General features: G+C 33.7%; 21 protein-coding genes. 17 read left to right on the forward strand and 4 right to left on the reverse strand.

Annotated elements, in window-relative coordinates; all coding sequences use genetic code 11:
- The first annotated feature begins 25 nt into the window (after window positions 1–25).
- Entirely contained in the window at window positions 26–1,315 is a 1,290-nt protein-coding gene (locus tag WPG_RS05670; protein ID WP_045475243.1) for an aminopeptidase P family protein, read from the forward strand.
- Here the strand turns inward: WPG_RS05670 and WPG_RS05675 are convergent.
- The 3 genes from WPG_RS05675 to WPG_RS05685 are packed head-to-tail and all read right to left on the reverse strand — an operon-like array spanning window position 1,312 to window position 4,869.
- The gene (locus WPG_RS05675) at window positions 1,312–2,016 is read right to left on the reverse strand and encodes a DNA adenine methylase (protein WP_045470306.1); all 705 of its coding nucleotides are present in this window, start codon (window positions 2,014–2,016) and stop codon (window positions 1,312–1,314) included. The two genes, WPG_RS05670 and WPG_RS05675, sit on opposite strands and share 4 nt — an antisense overlap.
- Complete coding sequence (brnQ, locus tag WPG_RS05680) at window positions 2,017–3,318, reverse strand: branched-chain amino acid transport system II carrier protein (protein ID WP_045470309.1); 1,302 nt, start codon at window positions 3,316–3,318, stop codon at window positions 2,017–2,019.
- On the reverse strand, window positions 3,319–4,869 hold the full coding sequence (locus tag WPG_RS05685; RefSeq protein ID WP_045470311.1) for a serine hydrolase: 1,551 nt from the start codon (window positions 4,867–4,869) through the stop codon (window positions 3,319–3,321). It lies immediately after the preceding gene.
- A gap of 92 nt (window positions 4,870–4,961) precedes the next feature.
- Between WPG_RS05685 and WPG_RS05690 the strand changes: the two genes are divergently transcribed.
- The 3 genes from WPG_RS05690 (at window position 4,962) to WPG_RS17725 (ending at window position 6,375) form a co-directional block, all read left to right on the forward strand.
- Window positions 4,962–5,738, forward strand: a complete 777-nt coding sequence (locus WPG_RS05690; RefSeq protein WP_045470314.1) for an alpha/beta fold hydrolase — start codon at window positions 4,962–4,964, stop codon at window positions 5,736–5,738.
- An 80-nt stretch (window positions 5,739–5,818) separates the two neighbouring features.
- Window positions 5,819–6,061, forward strand: a complete 243-nt coding sequence (locus tag WPG_RS17720; RefSeq protein ID WP_084221525.1) for a hypothetical protein — start codon at window positions 5,819–5,821, stop codon at window positions 6,059–6,061.
- Between the two features lie 83 nt (window positions 6,062–6,144).
- Window positions 6,145–6,375 (forward strand): hypothetical protein, encoded by a 231-nt coding sequence (locus tag WPG_RS17725; protein ID WP_045470317.1) that lies wholly within the window; start codon window positions 6,145–6,147, stop codon window positions 6,373–6,375.
- Here WPG_RS17725 and thiL read toward each other — a convergent pair.
- The gene (gene thiL, locus WPG_RS05700) at window positions 6,365–7,411 is read right to left on the reverse strand and encodes a thiamine-phosphate kinase (protein WP_045470319.1); all 1,047 of its coding nucleotides are present in this window, start codon (window positions 7,409–7,411) and stop codon (window positions 6,365–6,367) included. The genes WPG_RS17725 and thiL overlap by 11 nt on opposite strands.
- A gap of 108 nt (window positions 7,412–7,519) precedes the next feature.
- Here thiL and WPG_RS05705 point away from each other — a divergent pair, with 108 nt between their 5' ends.
- The 13 genes from WPG_RS05705 (at window position 7,520) to WPG_RS05760 (ending at window position 18,152) form a co-directional block, all read left to right on the forward strand.
- A complete protein-coding gene (locus WPG_RS05705) occupies window positions 7,520–8,965 on the forward strand; it encodes a choice-of-anchor B family protein (RefSeq protein WP_045470322.1) in 1,446 nt (481 codons plus the stop codon).
- A gap of 3 nt (window positions 8,966–8,968) precedes the next feature.
- Window positions 8,969–10,306 carry a hypothetical protein gene (locus WPG_RS05710; RefSeq protein ID WP_045470324.1) on the forward strand — a complete coding sequence of 446 codons (1,338 nt, stop codon included), beginning with the start codon at window positions 8,969–8,971 and terminating at the stop codon, window positions 10,304–10,306.
- 98 nt (window positions 10,307–10,404) lie between these two features.
- Window positions 10,405–10,641: a hypothetical protein gene (locus tag WPG_RS18035; protein ID WP_144374425.1), complete on the forward strand. Its 237-nt coding sequence runs from the start codon at window positions 10,405–10,407 to the stop codon at window positions 10,639–10,641.
- Between the two features lie 116 nt (window positions 10,642–10,757).
- Window positions 10,758–11,087 (forward strand): HesB/IscA family protein, encoded by a 330-nt coding sequence (locus WPG_RS05715; protein WP_045470326.1) that lies wholly within the window; start codon window positions 10,758–10,760, stop codon window positions 11,085–11,087.
- Between the two features lie 15 nt (window positions 11,088–11,102).
- A complete protein-coding gene (gene sufB / locus WPG_RS05720; protein ID WP_045470328.1) occupies window positions 11,103–12,551 on the forward strand; it encodes a Fe-S cluster assembly protein SufB in 1,449 nt (482 codons plus the stop codon).
- An 11-nt stretch (window positions 12,552–12,562) separates the two neighbouring features.
- Window positions 12,563–12,970 carry a hypothetical protein gene (locus WPG_RS05725; RefSeq protein WP_045470332.1) on the forward strand — a complete coding sequence of 136 codons (408 nt, stop codon included), beginning with the start codon at window positions 12,563–12,565 and terminating at the stop codon, window positions 12,968–12,970.
- Window positions 12,971–12,975: 5 nt separating this feature from the next.
- A complete protein-coding gene (sufC, locus tag WPG_RS05730) occupies window positions 12,976–13,728 on the forward strand; it encodes a Fe-S cluster assembly ATPase SufC (RefSeq protein WP_045470334.1) in 753 nt (250 codons plus the stop codon).
- 12 nt (window positions 13,729–13,740) lie between these two features.
- The gene (sufD, locus tag WPG_RS05735; RefSeq protein WP_045470339.1) at window positions 13,741–15,054 is read left to right on the forward strand and encodes a Fe-S cluster assembly protein SufD; all 1,314 of its coding nucleotides are present in this window, start codon (window positions 13,741–13,743) and stop codon (window positions 15,052–15,054) included.
- Window positions 15,055–16,293 carry an aminotransferase class V-fold PLP-dependent enzyme gene (locus WPG_RS05740; protein ID WP_045470342.1) on the forward strand — a complete coding sequence of 413 codons (1,239 nt, stop codon included), beginning with the start codon at window positions 15,055–15,057 and terminating at the stop codon, window positions 16,291–16,293.
- A gap of 45 nt (window positions 16,294–16,338) precedes the next feature.
- Window positions 16,339–16,860, forward strand: coding sequence for a hypothetical protein (locus tag WPG_RS05745; RefSeq protein WP_144374426.1), 522 nt, complete (start codon window positions 16,339–16,341; stop codon window positions 16,858–16,860).
- A gap of 33 nt (window positions 16,861–16,893) precedes the next feature.
- Complete coding sequence (locus WPG_RS05750) at window positions 16,894–17,316, forward strand: SufE family protein (RefSeq protein WP_045470347.1); 423 nt, start codon at window positions 16,894–16,896, stop codon at window positions 17,314–17,316.
- A gap of 1 nt (window position 17,317) precedes the next feature.
- Complete coding sequence (locus WPG_RS05755) at window positions 17,318–17,644, forward strand: DUF59 domain-containing protein (protein ID WP_045470349.1); 327 nt, start codon at window positions 17,318–17,320, stop codon at window positions 17,642–17,644.
- Between the two features lies 1 nt (window position 17,645).
- Window positions 17,646–18,152, forward strand: a complete 507-nt coding sequence (locus tag WPG_RS05760; protein WP_045470352.1) for a DUF2480 family protein — start codon at window positions 17,646–17,648, stop codon at window positions 18,150–18,152.
- The last annotated feature ends 13 nt before the right edge of the window (window positions 18,153–18,165 follow it).

The raw sequence follows: 18,165 nt of genomic DNA on the forward strand, positions 1-18,165 counted from the left end.
CGTGGGAATGAAAATTAAAATTTACATGAAATACGATCTAATCAACAATCAGCTCTTTATCAAAAACCGTAAAAACTTTATGGCTCAGATGAAGCCAAGCAGTTTAGCTGTGTTTAACTCTAATGATATTTATCCTATAAGTGCAGATAGTACTATGCCGTTTCAACAGCATCGCGATATCTTTTATTTAAGTGGTGTAGATCAAGAAGAGAGTATTTTAGTGCTATTCCCAGATTGCCCAAAAGAAAAGCACAGAGAGATTTTATTCTTAAAAGAAACCAACGAGCACATCGCCATTTGGGAAGGTGAAAAACTAACCAAAGAAGTAGCCTTAAAAACAAGCGGAATTAAAACTGTGTATTGGTTACAGGATATGGAAAAGGTGATGTTCGAAATCATGACCCAATGCGATACGGTTTATATTAATACCAACGAGCATTATAGAGCCAACGTAGAAACCGAAACTCGCGAAGACCGTTTTACGAAATGGTTAACCAACAAATATCCTGCGCATTCTGTAGCGAAGAGCAATCCTATTTTACAACGCTTACGTTCTGTAAAAGATCAAATAGAATTAGACCTCATCCAAAAAGCCTGTGATATCACAGAAAAAGGTTTTAGGCGTGTGCTTAATTTTGTAAAACCAGAGGTTTGGGAATACAATATCGAAGCAGAATTTATGCACGAATTCCTCAACAACCGTTCTAAAGGATTTGCTTATACTCCAATTGTGGGCTCAGGAAACAATGCCAATGTTTTACACTATATAGAGAACAACCAACAATGTAAAGCTGGTGATTTAATTCTTATTGATGCTGGTGCAGAATATGCTAATTATGCGAGTGATATGACACGTACTATTCCTGTTTCTGGTCGTTATAACGAAAGACAAAAATCGGTTTATAATGCGGTAAACAGAGTGAAGAACGAAGCGACCAAAATGCTAGTGCCTGGAACACTTTGGGAACAATACCATATTGAAGTTGGTAAACTAATGACCTCAGAATTATTAGGCCTAGGTCTTATTGACAAAGCCGATGTACAAAACGAAAACCCAGATTGGCCAGCTTATAAAAAATACTTTATGCATGGTACCTCTCACAATATGGGATTAGACACACACGATTATGGTTTACTACACGAAACTATGCAAGCTAATATGGTCTTTACTGTAGAACCTGGTATTTATATCCCAGACGAAGGTTTTGGTATTCGTTTAGAAGATGATGTGGTGATACAAGAGTCTGGTGAACCGTTTAATTTAATGCGCAATATCCCAATTGACATTGAGGAGATTGAGGATTTGATGAATTAGATTCTGTAAACAAACAACCGCTCCAAAGCCACCTTAGTCGATAAATTCTCAGCATGCCAAGAAAAGGTCGTTTTGGCATCTTTTTCCCAAATACATTTAAAATCATCTGGAGCATTATATTCGCTTATAAAAACGTGGTGACCAGCTTTGCTTTGTTGTCTGCACCACTCCCAAAATTGGTCGTGGTCAAAACCATGGCGATATTTAGTTGTAGAAGCATAAGGAGGATCACAATAGATAATGCTATTTTTAGGAATATCTAACTCGAGATAAGATTTACAAAACAATTGCAAACCTTCTAATTTTGGTACTTGCTTGGTAATGTTTCGATAATGCTCACCCCAATAATCGCGCTTACCTTCTTTATCACGTCTGTAACCTGCAAACCACTTACCACCAAAAGAATTAAAACCAACATAACCCACTAAATGCTTTGGGTATTTATTTGGATTATATTTTATGTGTTTGTACTCTTCTTCGCTAACCAATTCTGGTGGATCCCAATTGTCGTAAATTAAGGCTTGCCACATGGCCATGAGTTCTTGGTGTTGATCGTTAGCAATGCGAATACCATCGACTTTGTCAATCATATTCATGCCACCAGCAAAAGGTTCGAGGTAGGCTTGGTTGGGTTGTCTATCCTTTAGAATAACGGGTAATAAATCTTTGGCAAAACGTGCCTTGCTTCCCATGTACTTCATCTATACATTACTTTTGGGTTGTACAAGATAGGTCACAACAAAAGTGGCTAAAGCTGGTAAAACCCAACCCAAACTTTGTTTGGCTAATGGAATATAGTCAGTGATACTTTTTAAGCTCTCAGAAGGACTAATAAATCCAATCACATCAGGTGTACTAAAAATAAAGGTGACGATAACCACAGCTCTAAATACTAATGGTGTTGCAATACGACCTGGCATTACATTTAGAAGAATAAGCATTATGGTTATTGGATAAATGAATAACAATATTGGATAGGCAATAACAATAATAGAATGGAAATCTAACTGTCCAACTCCGACTCCTGCAATACAAGCAATAATAGCTGTAATCACATAAGCGTTTTGAGATTTATTAAACAAGCCTCTAAAATAATCTGCTGTACCTGCAACGATACCAACAGCTGTTGTAAAACACGCTAAAGAAATTAGTACACTTAAAACCGTGTTTCCAAAATTACCTAATGCTGCAATGCTAATGCCTCGCAATAAATTGGCGCGTTGCATATCTGTGCTAAGCTCTGAATTGACTTCAATCTGAGAACCATAATAAGCACCAACTGCAATGAGTCCTGCATAAATGATAAAGAGTCCAGAACCAGCTATAAATCCTGATTGTCGTATGAGTTTACGTTTAGAGTCGAACTGACTCACTTTCATATTTTTAAACTTTAAGGAGACAATAATCACAGCTCCAACGACTACAGCACCAATAGCATCAAAGGTTTGATAGCCTTCTAAAATTCCGGTAACAATTGGTGTTTCAAATGTTGAGGTTCCAGTTGCAAATGAAGACGACGATAAGGCAATTCCAATGACTGCCAAAAGTATAATGACAATACAAGGTGTTAAATACTTACCAAGAAGATTTAAAATTTTTGAGCGGTTTAACACAAACACCAAAACCAATGTAAAGTAAATAGCGCTAGTTAATAATGGGCTTGTACCAAAGGCTGGATGAATCGCAATTTCGTGCGTTGCAGATGCCGTTCTTGGAGACGGAATCGCAACTGAAATAATATAAACGATAATACAATAGATGGAGCTAAACCAAGGTGAGACTTTCTTTCCAAAATCGTACATGGTGCCTTGAAGTTTGGCATGTGCTAGTATTCCAATAATTGGAATGAGCACAGCAGTAATCATAAATCCTAAGGAAACCCATAGCCAATTTTCACCTGCATTGTAACCTAGTAATGGTGGTAGCAACAAGTTTCCTGCGCCGAAAAAAAGTGAGAATAAAGCAAAACTTGTGACTAATAATTCTTTACGTTGAATGTTCACTTAGTTGGTCTTTATAAGTTCTAAATCATGGAAATCGAAACTAAAGTCAGTAATTGGAGCAATGTATTTCATACTAGCTGAAACTGCTTCTCCTTTTTCATTAAAAGTAAATTGTACATAGACATCAGCATCAAAACTTCTATTGTTCCACTTCGTTACATAAGTCGTAGCGTTATACGGTAGTAGTTCACCAAATAGGGCCGGAGAACGTTTACACTTTATGCTATAGGTTTTACCATCATGAGATATCATAACATCACCAAACCAATCGTCTGTATAGGTTCCAACAATGTGTTCCGGTTTTGGAAACGTTGTATTCCCTTTCATTTTTGAAGTCTTCAAATAAACAGCTGATTTTATACTATCGTTAAACTTTAGATAATCTGCATTTCGCGCTCCATATCTTTTCAACCAACCTCTATTCTCATAACCTAAATACGAATCTTTAATCGTGTTTGTAATCGTATTAAAAGCCGAACCATTCATTTGATTCGTCAAGACTACAATTGCTAAATCTAAAGCTGGAATCATCGTAAACTGAGTTACGGTTCCTAATAATCCACCTGTATGATACACTTGTTTATGCCCTCCTTTAACGTCAGTTAAAAACCAACCCAAACCGTAACCTCTAAAATTAGAATTATACCAGTCACCAGGACGAACCGTCAATGGAGTTTGTAGTTGCCATAACTCATGAAACAATCTTGCATCTAATAAACGTTCTCCACTTTCCGTCACAGCATCATTCATTAAGAACTTTGCCCAAGTCATCATATCATGTACATTACTCACAATACCTCCTGCTGCATTTGCGGTTTCACTCCAATCATGTGGAATCTGAATCACCTTACCTTCTACTCTGGTATGCGCATCGATGATATTCGATTTATCTGTCACACGATTATATGATGCTTTAGAATTTTTCATACCAACAGGTTTCATAATCTTAGTTTCAGTAAAGTCTTCCCAAGACAATCCACTAACACGTTTTAAAACTTCGCCAGCAATAATAAACATGTTATTATTGTATGCGAATTTGCTTCTAAAAGAAGTTTCAGGTTCTAAGTATTTTACATTATTAATGACATCATCGACATCAAAGTCATTACCTTCTGGAAAAAACATTAAGTCACCGGCACCTAATCCCATTCCGCTTCTATGCGTTACCAAATCTCTAACTGTAAAATGTTTCGTTACCCAAGAATCGTGTAACTGAAATTCTGGAATATATTTGCGTACTGGATCATCCCATTCTAATTTTCCAGCATCGACCATCATAGCTAAAGCAAAACAAGTAAAGCCTTTACTATTAGAAGCTACGCCAACTAAGGTGTTATCATTCATGTCTTTTTTAGTGGTCAATGAACGGAGTCCGTGACCTTTAGCATAAACTTCTTTTCCGTCTTTAAATATACCTACAGAAATACCAGGCACATCAAAAGTGGTTAAGGTTTCTTTTATAAGTTTATCAAGTTCTGCGTCTTCGATTTGAGCATTTGTTGAAACTGCACTTATCGTAAAAACAAGAATTAATAGTCGCTTTAAAAACATGTGAATAATAATTTATAATGAGTAGCTTCAAATATAATAAATGTTAGTGATGATTAAACCTTAGAATTAGTTTCAAAATTTATCTTTGTGCTATGCAATTAGAATACAAGAACATAAACATTAATTATACGATTTCAGGAAAGGGATCTACAATCATTTTACTTCATGGCTTTCTTGAGACTTTAGATATGTGGAAAAACTTAGTTACTGAATTATCCCAAAACCATCAAGTCATTTGTATTGATTTATTAGGTCATGGTAAAACTGATTGCATAGGTTATATTCATACTATGGAGGATATGGCTGATGCCGTTTTAGTTGTTCTGGAACATCTAAAAATTAAAAAAGCAAAATGTATTGGACATTCTATGGGAGGATATGTTTCATTAGCACTGGCAGAAAAACAACCTCAGCTTTTTGAAGGTTTGTGCTTAATGAATTCAACATTTGAAGCTGATGACAATGAAAGGAAAGACCAAAGAAGCCGAGCTATTAAAATGGCTCACACTAATTATGAAAATTTAGTTCGTATGTCTTTTGCAAATCTATTTGCACCAGAAAGTAAAATAAGATTTAAGAAAGAATTTGAAGCTGCCCTAAAAATAGCACTACAAATACCATTACAAGGTTATATTGCGGCTCAAGAAGGGATGAAGCTAAGACCAAATCGTTTCGAAATTTTTAAAAATCTTAAAGGGAAAAAGCTCATCATTACTGGTGAAAAAGATTCACTGATTAGTTCTGAAAAAATTGCAATTCAAATTAAAAACTCTATGATAATTCACAAAGAACTCTCCGAAGGGCATATGAGTTATATTGAAAATATATCAGAATTAACTTACATTTTAAAACATTTTATCGAAAAATAATTCACTTAAACGTTTTTAGCCTCTTTTTTTTCTAAGTTTACTTTTCTAACTAAAAAAGACAATATAAAAACAAATCTACCATGACACTTACTAAACTTTACTGCAACTTATTTGGTCACAATTATCAAGTAACAAAGAAAGTAACTAAACATGTAAAAGAATATACTTGTAAATGTTGTAAAAAGCAATTGACAACAGATAGTAATGGCAGATTAATTGAACTTACACCAAAATATCAAGATATAAATTCAGCTTTAGAGCGCATATACAATAGTCGTATGTTACGTTCAAAGAAAAAAACATTCAGTTCGTCGATTTATTAATTGTTAACAAGTTGTTAACAAGTCAATTTCATATATTTAAGTCCCTGTTTAGACTTAATCCCTATTAGACGACTAGCTAAAAAATGAAAAACGTTTACTGCTCACTATTTGGTCACGACTATAAAGTCTCCAAAAACATCACTTACCATGTAAGAGAATACAAGTGCAAAAATTGCAAATCTGAAATGACAATTGATGGTAATGGAAAGTTTATTCCATTGACACCAAAATTCAAAGAAATTAATTCCGTTTTAAATCGTGTTCACAACAAACGATTAGAGAAAGGTCAAAAGATTTTGATGATTAACCCTTAAGTGCATTCCAACCCTTTGCAATTATAGGAATTTTAGTTTCTCCTCTTGTTACAAGATACATGCCTCTGTCTTCATCTGTCATATAACCAATTACTGTAAGATTTGGGTTTCCTTTAATCTTAGGAAAATCTTCTTGAGAAATGGTCATCAATAATTCATAATCTTCTCCACCACTTAACGCAATAGTTGTACTATCTATATTGAATTCTTCACAAGTAGAAATTACTTGCGGATCTAAAGGTATTTTATCCTCATAAACATCTACACCAACTTTACTTTGTTTACATAAATGAATAACTTCAGAGGACAAACCATCGCTAATATCAATCATACTCGTTGGTTTTACTTTGAGTTCTTTTAATAACTCAATAATATCTTTACGAGCTTCTGGTTTTAATTGACGCTCTACAATGTATGAGTACATTGATAAATCTGGTTGATTATTAGGATTAACCTTAAAGACTTCTTTTTCGCGTTCTAAAACCTGTAATCCCATGTAAGCACCACCAATATCACCTGTTACTACTAATAAGTCATTTGGCTTTGCTCCAGACCTTAAGACTTCATCTCCTTTTTCAATATCGCCAATGGCAGTTACGGAAATAATTAATCCAGATGTTGAAGACGTAGTATCTCCGCCTACAACATCAACATTATATAATTTTGCGGCAGTTGCAATACCTGCATACAACTCCTCTAAAGCTTCTAAAGGAAAACGATTAGAAACCGCTATAGAAACTGTAACCTGAGTTGCCAGGGCATTCATAGCATAAATATCAGATAAATTAACCACTACAGCTTTATAACCTAAATGTTTAAGTGGTACATAACTCAAATCAAAATGTACACCTTCTACTAATAAGTCAGTAGACACCAAGACTTGTTTTTTGCCATAATTCAATACAGCTGCATCATCACCAATGCTTTTAACAGTAGACTTCTGTGTAACTTTAAAATGTTGAGTTAGGTGTTCAATTAACTTAAATTCACCTAATTCACTCAGCTGTGTACGTTGAGGATTTTTATCTTCTATCATGTTGCAAAAATATTCCCTTTTATCAAATACAAAGGTAATATCTACGTTAATTATAACAGGATTTTATAACAGAAATAAAATTTACTGTAAATTGCTAAAAAAAAGCTTATGAAGTTCAATGCCCTAAACAAAGCACTTCTCATTTGCATATCTGTTCTTTTAGTTTGTAGCTGTAACGACGAACGCCTTCCTGAAGCTAACACAGATATAGATGGTGATACTGTTTTAAATGCTTTTGACAATTGTCCTAATAACACCAACCTTGATCAATTAGATTCCGATAATGATGGTGAAGGAAATGCTTGTGATTCTGATGATGATAATGATGGTATTTTAGACGAGAATGATAATTGTCCATTAGTTCCAAACCCAAATCAAGAAGATGGAGATAATGATGGCATAGGTGATGTTTGTGATGACAATACTATCGTTCCTCAATTTCCTTGTGTTAATGGTTTTGCTAATGGTTACCCTTGTGATGGTTTCGATTTAATGAGTGAAATTCCTATTGAGATACTTGGCGGTCCTGGTGCAGAAGGTAATGATTCATGGGGCTGGACAGATCCTGAAACAGGAAATGAGTATGCCTTAATCGGAGCAACAACAAGTGCTGCATTTGTGGATATAACTGATTCTTCAGATCCAATCTTTTTAGGTAGACTGCCAACAGCTACCGAAAATAGTTTGTGGAGAGACATTAAAGTTTACAATAATCACGCCTTTATAGTAAGTGAGGCTGATGGTCATGGCATGCAAGTCTTTGACTTAACAAGATTAAGAAACGTCGCTAACCCACCTGAAACCTTTACTGCAGATGCTACCTATAATGGTTTTGGGAGTGCTCATAATATTGTTATTAATGAAAACAGTGGCTTTGCCTATGCTGTTGGATCTGACACCTTTAATGGTGGGCCTCATTTTGTAAATATTCAAAACCCAACCAATCCAGTTGCAGCTGGTGGTTATGCTGATGATGCTTATTCTCATGATGCTCAAGTAGTAACTTACAATGGACCAGATTTAGATCATACTGGTAAAGAAATCCTAATCGGTAGTAACGAAGACCAAGTAGTTATTGTAGATGTTACTGACAAAAATGCTCCTGTTCGAATTTCTACAATAGATTACAGTAATATTGGGTATACACACCAAGGTTGGTTTACAGAGAACATGGAGTACTTTTTACTTGGTGATGAAGTAGATGAAATTGATTTTGGAGTGAATTCAAGAACAATTGTTTTCGATTTTATCGATTTAGACAACCCTGTTTTCCATATGGAATATCTTGGACCAACTGGTGCTATTGATCATAATGGATACGTTGTGGGTAACACATTTTATATCGCAAATTACACTGCTGGAATTCGCGCTGTAGATATTTCTAGTATTGGTTCAGGAACTATGATAGAGACTGGTTCTTTTGATACATACATTCCAGATAATAGTACTAGTTTTCATGGTGCTTGGAATATTTATCCCTTTTTTGAAAGCGGAAATATCATTGTTAGTGATATAGAAGGTGGAATGCTGATTATTAAACTAAGTAATGATTAGGATATGAGATGGATTAACAAGTATAGTTTAGTCTTTTTTGTATGTCTTATGACATGTCAATCAAATGATGATAATTCAACTGATGGGCAGTTTAGAGGTATTGTAGATTGGTCTCAAACTATTGGAGGTACTGATGAAGATTTTGGCTTATCAATCATAGAAACTACAAGTGGTAATATTGGAATATTAGGTCATACAAAAAGTAGCGATGGAGATATTATCGATAAATCGCTACCCGGAAATGACTACTGGTTTACAACTTTGGATATTAATGGAAATATCATTTTAAATAAAACTTATGGTGGTTCAGGTGATGACAGAGGACAAGCATTAGTACAAACAAATGATGGTGGTTTTGCTATGGCTGGCTATAGTATGAGTAGTGATGGGGATGTAAGTAATAATGAAGGCTTTCACGATAATTGGCTTATAAAAACAGACATACAAGGTAATCTAATTTGGGAAAAGAGCTTTGGATTTTCAGGACACGATCATGCCTATGCTTTAACTCAAACTAATGATAATGGATTCTTTATGGCTGGTTTTTTAGACGTCACAGCATCAGGTGGTCTAGGTAATACTAATAAAAACCTTAATACTACAGCTAAACATGGCATTGGTGAATTTTGGTGCCATAAATTAGATAGCCAAGGAAACATTCAGTGGCAACGCTTTTTTGGTGGATCTGCAAATGATAGAGCTTTTGATGTTTTACAAACAAATGATGGAGGTTATCTATTAACTGGGTATTCTGAAAGTGGTGATTTTGACATCACAGATAGTAAAGGATCATACGATTATTGGGTGCTAAAACTCAACTCTTCTGGAGATTTGTTGTGGCAAAAATCTTTTGGGGGCTCGGGTATTGATCAAGCACGTAAGCTTATTAAAACAGATGACAACAGCTATATTATTGTTGGTAATTCATTTAGCGATGATATTGATATTGCATCAAATTATGGTGGCTCAGATTACTGGATTATAAAGATTGATGATTTGGGTGATATTATCTGGAAGAAGAATTATGGTGGTTCAAACTTTGATTATGCTACAAGTATAAAGAAAAGTAAAGATGGCTTTGTGCTCTGTGGTTATTCTAAAAGTAATGATACACATTTAAATGTCAATTATGGTGATAATGATTTTTGGGTCATAAAAATAAATGAGGATGGAGATTTATTGTGGCAAAAAAACTTTGGAGGCAGTGGATTAGATTTAGCTTATGATTTAATTGAAACATTAGATGGGCATATTTATGTAATTGGAGATACTGAAAGTAGTGATTATGATATTGAAGAGAACAAGGGAAGTAAGGATTTATTAGTGGTAAAAATCAAATAATGCTAATTTATTATAGTGCATTTCGTCGAAAAATAATGCATTTCAACTTGTTTTAATTCATTTTTAATTAGATTGTTGTCCTTAAACCTACTAATAAAATGAATTCTACAATCCATAAATCATTACCATGCTCTGTTTTTGGTCATAATTATATAAAATCAAAAACCAACACAGACAACACCTCACAGCTTACATGCTCTCACTGTGATATTATAGTAAATACAGACACTAAAGGTGATTTTGAATATTACAGTATTTCAAATAAAAATATTCACGAAACACTCCGACGCTTGTACCATATAAAACTTCGTTCGTACAAGCTTGCTTTTACCTAAATTTTTACATTACTAAAAACTATCAAATCATATCCTAATATAATGTTAGGTTATATGGTAAAAAGAGACTTATATCGTATCTTTGCAAGATATTTAGAATATATCTATATAAGAATATGATAAAAGTTTCTGATACAGCTAAAAAGAAAGTCGTTGAACTAATGACTGATGATGGCTTCAACCCAACAACTGACTACGTTAGAGTTGGAGTAAAAAGTGGTGGATGCTCTGGTTTGTCTTATGACTTAAAATTTGACAACTCAAAAGCTGAAGAAGACAAAGTTTTTGAAGATAATGATGTGAAAATCATAGTTGATAAAAAGAGTTTCTTATACCTAATTGGTACAACATTAGAATATTCTGGTGGATTAAACGGAACAGGTTTCGTTTTCAACAATCCAAATGCCAACCGAACTTGTGGTTGTGGTGAATCATTTTCACTTTAAAAAATTAAAACGAGCATGTCAAAATATACTGAAGACGATTTAAGGGAAGAATTAAAAACCAAAGAATACGAATACGGTTTTTTTACAGATATAGAATCTGAGACTTTTCCTGTTGGATTAAATGAAGATATCGTTAGAGCTATTTCTAAGAAAAAAGAAGAGCCCGAATGGATGACGGAATGGAGATTAGATGCCTTTAAGGTCTGGAAAGAAATGGCTGAACCAGATTGGGCAAATGTAAATTACGAAAAACCAGATTTTCAATCTATAGCTTATTATTCAGCACCTGTTGCAGTTGATCCAAACAAAACATTGGACGATGTAGATCCAGATTTATTAGCCATGTATAAGAAATTAGGAATTTCTGTAGATGAGCAAAAGAAGATGAACAATATTGCTATGGATATTGTTGTAGATTCTGTTTCTGTTGCAACTACGTTCAAAAAAACATTAGCTGAAAAGGGTATTATTTTTATGCCTATTTCTGAAGCTATACAGGAACATCCAGAATTAGTAAAAAAATATATTGGCACAATTGTACCCACAAAAGACAACTTCTATGCAGCTTTAAACTCTGCGGTATTTAGTGATGGTTCATTCTGTTACATTCCAAAAGGTGTAAAATGCCCAATGGAATTATCAACTTACTTTAGAATTAATCAAGGTGGTACTGGTCAGTTTGAAAGAACTTTAGTAATTGCTGATGAAGGAAGTTATGTCTCTTATCTAGAAGGTTGTACAGCACCAAGTCGAGATGAAAATCAATTACACGCGGCTGTTGTTGAATTAATTGCTCGAGATGATGCTGAAATAAAATATTCAACCGTACAAAACTGGTATCCTGGTAATACAGAAGGTAAAGGTGGTGTCTATAATTTCGTTACAAAAAGAGGGCTTTGTGAAAAAAACGCAAAAATATCTTGGACACAAGTTGAGACGGGTTCTGCCGTAACATGGAAATACCCAAGTTGTATTTTAAAAGGTGATAATTCAGTTGGTGAATTTTATTCAATTGCTGTTACCAATAATTATCAGCAAGCCGATACTGGCACAAAAATGATTCACTTAGGTAAGAGTACAAAATCAACTATTATTTCTAAAGGAATTTCAGCTGGTAAATCTCAAAACTCATATCGTGGATTAGTGCAAATTAATTCGCGTGCAGACAATGCTCGTAACTTTTCACAATGTGATAGTTTACTAATGGGTAATGAATGTGGAGCACATACCTTCCCTTACATTGAAGCTAAAAATAAATCAGCACAAATAGAACACGAAGCTACAACAAGTAAAATTGGTGAAGATCAGATCTTCTATTGCAATCAAAGAGGTATAGATACCGAAAAAGCAATTGCCCTTATAGTTAATGGATTTAGCAAAGAAGTCCTAAACAAATTACCAATGGAATTTGCTGTAGAGGCTCAAAAACTATTAGAAATTAGCCTTGAAGGTTCTGTCGGATAAACACATTAATAATGAAAAAAGTACATCTTATAATCATTTTAACTTTAGTTGTTTTTGCTTGCAAAAATGAAACTAAGTCAGAGGTAAATTTAGAGGAAAATCGTGCTAAATCTTATGATGCAAATGATGGTTTTGTAACCATGAAAGGTGAGTTTGTTTATTATGCTGATGCTGCTGTTTTTCAAACTGCAACTGAAATCTATGGAGTCGTTATTGACGAAAACATGCACCAATTAGACGAGCAAGTAAAAGCATTCAAAAAAGAAGATACTGATATGGTTCCTGTGACTGTTAGAGTGAGAAAATTTGAAAAAGCTGAGGGTGAAGAAGGCTGGCAACACCTTGTTGAAATAAAAGAAATATTAAAAATAGAAGCATCAGATCCGAACAAAGGAGACGTTATAAAACTAGGAAATTAAAGACAATGTTAAAAATAAATAACTTACACGCAAGTGTAGAAGATAAAGGGATTCTAAAAGGAATTAATCTAGAGGTTAAAGCTGGAGAAGTACATGCTATAATGGGACCTAATGGTTCTGGTAAAAGTACATTAGCTTCAGTAATTGCTGGTAAAGAAGAATATGAAGTTACTGAAGGTAATATTCTTCTTAACAATGAAGATATCGAAGAATTAGCGGCAGAGGAACGTGCTCATAAAGGTGTGTTTTTATCATTTCAATATCCTGTAGAAATTCCTGGAGTTAGTGTGACTAACTTTATGAAAACTGCTATTAACGAAACTCGTAAAGCCAAGGGTTTAGAAGATATGCCAGCTAATGAAATGCTGAAGTTAATTCGCGAGAAATCTGAAATGTTAGAGATTGACCGCAAATTCTTATCACGTTCTTTAAATGAAGGATTTTCTGGAGGAGAGAAGAAACGAAATGAAATTTTTCAGATGGCTATGTTAGAGCCAAAACTGGCCATCTTAGATGAAACAGATTCTGGTTTAGATATCGATGCTCTTCGTATTGTAGCTAATGGAGTTAATAAATTAAAATCTAAGGATAATGCTGTGATTGTTATTACGCATTATCAACGTTTATTAGATTATATAGTGCCTGATTATGTTCATGTTTTACACAATGGTAAAATTGTGAAATCAGGAACTGCAGAATTAGCTCATGAATTAGAAGCTAAAGGCTACGATTGGATTAAGGAAGAAGTAAACGCTTAACACATAAGCAGAATGGAATTAAAAGAAAAGTTAGTGTCGTCATTTATGGCGTTTGAAAATAGTGTTGATGTCGATTCTCCTATACACGATATTCGTACAGAAGCTATAAAGACTTTTGAAACTGAAGGTTTCCCTACTAAACGACAAGAGGCTTGGAAATACACGTCGTTGAATTCTGTTTTAAAACACGACTACAGCGTTTTTCCAAAACACGAAAATGCTCTAGAGTATAAGGATGTAAAGAAGTATTTTATACATGAAATTGATTGTTATAAAATCATTTTTATTGACGGGAAATATTCTTCTCACCTATCACAAACAACTCATGATGGGATCGATGTTTGCTTAATGTCTTCAGCATTATCAAAGCCAAAATATAGATTGATTATTGAAAACTATTTCAATAAAATTGCACCTAAAGATGGTTTATCATCTTTGAATACAGCGTTTTCTGCTGAAGGTGCATACATTCATATTCCAAAGAATAAGTTGGCTGCGAAACCAATACAAATTATTCATTTTTCTACTGGTAATGAAGCTGCATTAATGTTGCAGCCAAGAAACTTGGTGGTGGTTGATGAGAATTCTCATGTTCAGATTATAGAACGTCATCAAAGCTTAACTGATAATCCTGTTTTAACAAACAGTGTTACTGAAATTTTTGCAAATAAGCGCGCTATTGTAGACTACTATAAGATTCAAAACGATAATGAAAATGCTACGTTAGTTGATAATACGTTTGTAAATCAAAGGCAAGAAAGCATAGCAAAAGTACACACCTTTTCTTTTGGTGGTAAATTAATACGTAATAACCTCAACTTTTATCAAAATGGAGAACGTATCGATTCTACAATGAAAGGTATTACCATCATTGGAAATAAACAACATGTAGATCATAATACTCTAGTTCATCATATTGAGCCAAACTGTGAAAGTCATCAAGATTACAAAGGCATTTTTGATGATAAATCGACTGGTGTTTTTAATGGTAAAGTTTTAGTAGAAAAGGAAGCTCAAAAAACAAATGCATTTCAAGCTAATAATAATATTTTGATTAGCGACAAAGCTAGTATTAATACTAAACCACAGTTAGAGATTTTTGCAGATGATGTAAAATGTTCGCATGGTTGTACCATTGGTCAATTAGATGAAAGTGCAATGTTTTATTTGCGTTCTCGTGGTATTCCAGAAAAAGAAGCAAGAGCTTTGTTAATGTTTGCGTTTAGTAATAACGTTTTAGACTCTGTAAATATTCCTGCAATTAAAAACAGAATTACCAAGATTATTGCCAATAAATTAGGTGTTAATATTGGGTTTGACTTATAAATGAGTTTACCACAAAATCATATCGATTTTAATGTAAAGACTATAAGAAAAGACTTCCCTATACTTCAACGTGAAGTGAATGGAAAGCCTTTAATCTATTTTGATAACGCAGCAACTTCGCAAACACCTCAACAGGTTATCGATTTAATTGTAGATTACTATAGTAATTACAACGCAAACATTCATAGAGGAGTTCATAGTCTAAGTCAAGAAGCTACAGATGCTTATGAGCAAGCACGCATAAAAATTCAAAAACATTTTAATGCTGAGCATCCTCACGAAATTATATATACCTCTGGAACAACTCATGGTATTAATTTAATAGCAAATGGGTTTTCTTCATTACTAAAAAAAGGTGACGAAATTATAGTCTCTGCATTAGAACACCATAGCAATATTGTGCCTTGGCAAATGTTGTGTGAACGTACTGGAGCTATTTTGAAAGTGATCCCAATGAATCAGAACGGAGAGTTAGTACTTTCTGTATTTGATTCTATTTTAAACACATATACAAAACTCGTTTTTGTTAATCATATCTCAAACGCTTTAGGTACTATAAACCCTATTGAATACATCATAAAAGAAGCGCATAAGGTTGGGGCAGCGGTTTTAGTTGATGGAGCACAATCTTGCCCTCACATAAAACCAGATGTTAAAGCATTAGATGTCGATTTCTATGTATGCTCTGCACATAAAATTTGTGGTCCAACTGGTGTTGGTATGCTTTATGGTAAAGAAGAATGGCTAAAAAAATTGCCACCTTATCAAGGTGGTGGAGAAATGATTGCTGAAGTTTCATTTGAAAAAACAACATACGCAGATTTACCTCATAAATTTGAAGCAGGTACACCTAACATCTGCGGAGGTATTGCTTTCGGTGCTGCATTAGATTATATGAATTCTATTGGTTTTGACGCTATTGCTAAATACGAAAATGAGCTTTTACAGTATGCTACAGAACAACTACTTCTAATTGAAGGTCTTAAAATATATGGAACTGCAAAAGAGAAGACCTCTGTAATTTCTTTTAATGTTGGCAACATTCATCCCTATGATATTGGAACTATTTTAGATAAAATGGGAATTGCCGTTCGTACTGGTCATCATTGTGCACAACCTATTATGGACTATTTTAAAATTCCAGGAACGATTAGAGCATCATTTATGTTTTATAATACCAAAGAAGAAATAGACATATTTATTACTGCATTAAAAAAGTCGGTAATGATGCTTTCTTAGACTTTGGCATCAAAAGTGTAACTTATAGTGTTAAACACTTTAATTATGAAAATATTACTTAGCCTTTTTACTCTGATATTATTTACGGAGTCTTGTAATTCTACTAAAGCTGCATCTACTGATTCTAGAGAATCCTATACGGATTCAACAGCTAACATTTTAGAGATCACAGATAAAAACGCTACTCTAAATAAATTTAAAGACGGAATTTTTCTTATATACAAAGCTTTGTCTCGAGGTACATTTATATTTGTAGAAATCTCAGAAACTGAAGTATTAGTTTCTTCGGATAGAAATTTCATCAATAAAGATAAATATAGTTGCGAAAAAGGAGATTGGGAAGAATTAAATAAGCTCTTAGAAAAAGTTAATAGAGAAACATTTACAGAACTAGAAGCACCTACAAATCAGCGTTTATTTGATGGTGCTGCTCACGCTACCTTAACTATAAAAGAAGGTGGAGAAGAAATTACAACATCTTCTTTTGATCATGGTTCTCCACCAGAAGTAATTATGGACTTAGTTAATAAAGTGTTATCCATTAAAGAAAATGTTATAAAACAATAGTGATTTTGTAATTTTGCATCAAAGTAAAAGACTATGACTATTGAAGCGGTACAAAATGATATAATTGATGAGTTTTCTATGTTTGAAGATTGGGAGGAACGCTATCAATACATGATTGATTTAGGGAAAACGTTGCCCTTAATAGAAGATCAATATAAAACAGACGATAATATTATTAAAGGATGTCAAAGTAAAGTTTGGGTTCATGCAAATATGCAAGACAACAAAGTGAATTTTACTGCAGATAGTGATGCCATTATCACTAAAGGAATTATTGCCATATTAATTAGAGCATTTTCTAATCAACATCCGAATGATATCATAGAAGCCAATACAGATTTTATTGATAAAATTGGATTAAAAGAACATTTATCACCTACTAGAGCTAATGGACTAGTAAGTATGATAAAACAAATAAAATTATATGCCATTGCATACCAAACTCAATTGAACTAAAATGAGTGATATAACTATAGATACAAACGTACTAGGCGATAAAATTGTAAGGGTTTTAAAAACTATTTACGATCCAGAAATTCCTGTAGACATATATGAATTAGGATTAATTTATGATGTTATGGTTAATGAAGATTATGATGTAAAAATCTTAATGACATTAACAACACCTAATTGTCCGGTTGCAGAAACTTTACCTTTAGAAGTCGAAGAAAAAGTAAAATCTCTTAACGATGTAAAAGATGCGGAGGTTGAAATTACCTTCGATCCACCTTGGACTCAAGATTTAATGAGCGAAGAAGCGAAGTTAGAATTGGGTATGTTATAATATGGCTGACGAAATTATAAATAGAGTCGCGAATAGTAAGCTAAAGGTTATTGACCTAGAGGATTATTATCCAAATGGTAATCGAATACTTTTTGATATCAAAGACTGGCTGCTTGAAGGCTTGGTTCTCAGAGAAAAAGAGTTTAGAGTTGCTGTTTCTGAACACGATTGGTCGCAATATCAAGATTGTTATATAGCTTTACATTGCTCTACAGATGCCATTGTGCCAGATTGGGCATATATGCTTATATCTATTCAACTCCAAACTTATTCTAAGCTCACTGTTATTGGTTCTTTAGAGCATTTAGAATCTATAATTTATGCTTCAATAATTTCAGAATTAGAACTTTCTACATATAAAGATGCTCCAGTGATTATTAAAGGATGTTCTCATAAGCCGGTCCCTGCAAATGCACTTGTTTTTCTCTCTCAACGTTTAAAACCAATAGCCAAATCTGTAATGTTTGGTGAAGCTTGTTCTTCTGTGCCTCTCTACAAGAGAAAATAATATGTGACTTTTT

The sequence above is a fragment of the Winogradskyella sp. PG-2 genome (genome assembly GCF_000828715.1).
Classification (GTDB): Bacteria; Bacteroidota; Bacteroidia; order Flavobacteriales; family Flavobacteriaceae; genus Winogradskyella.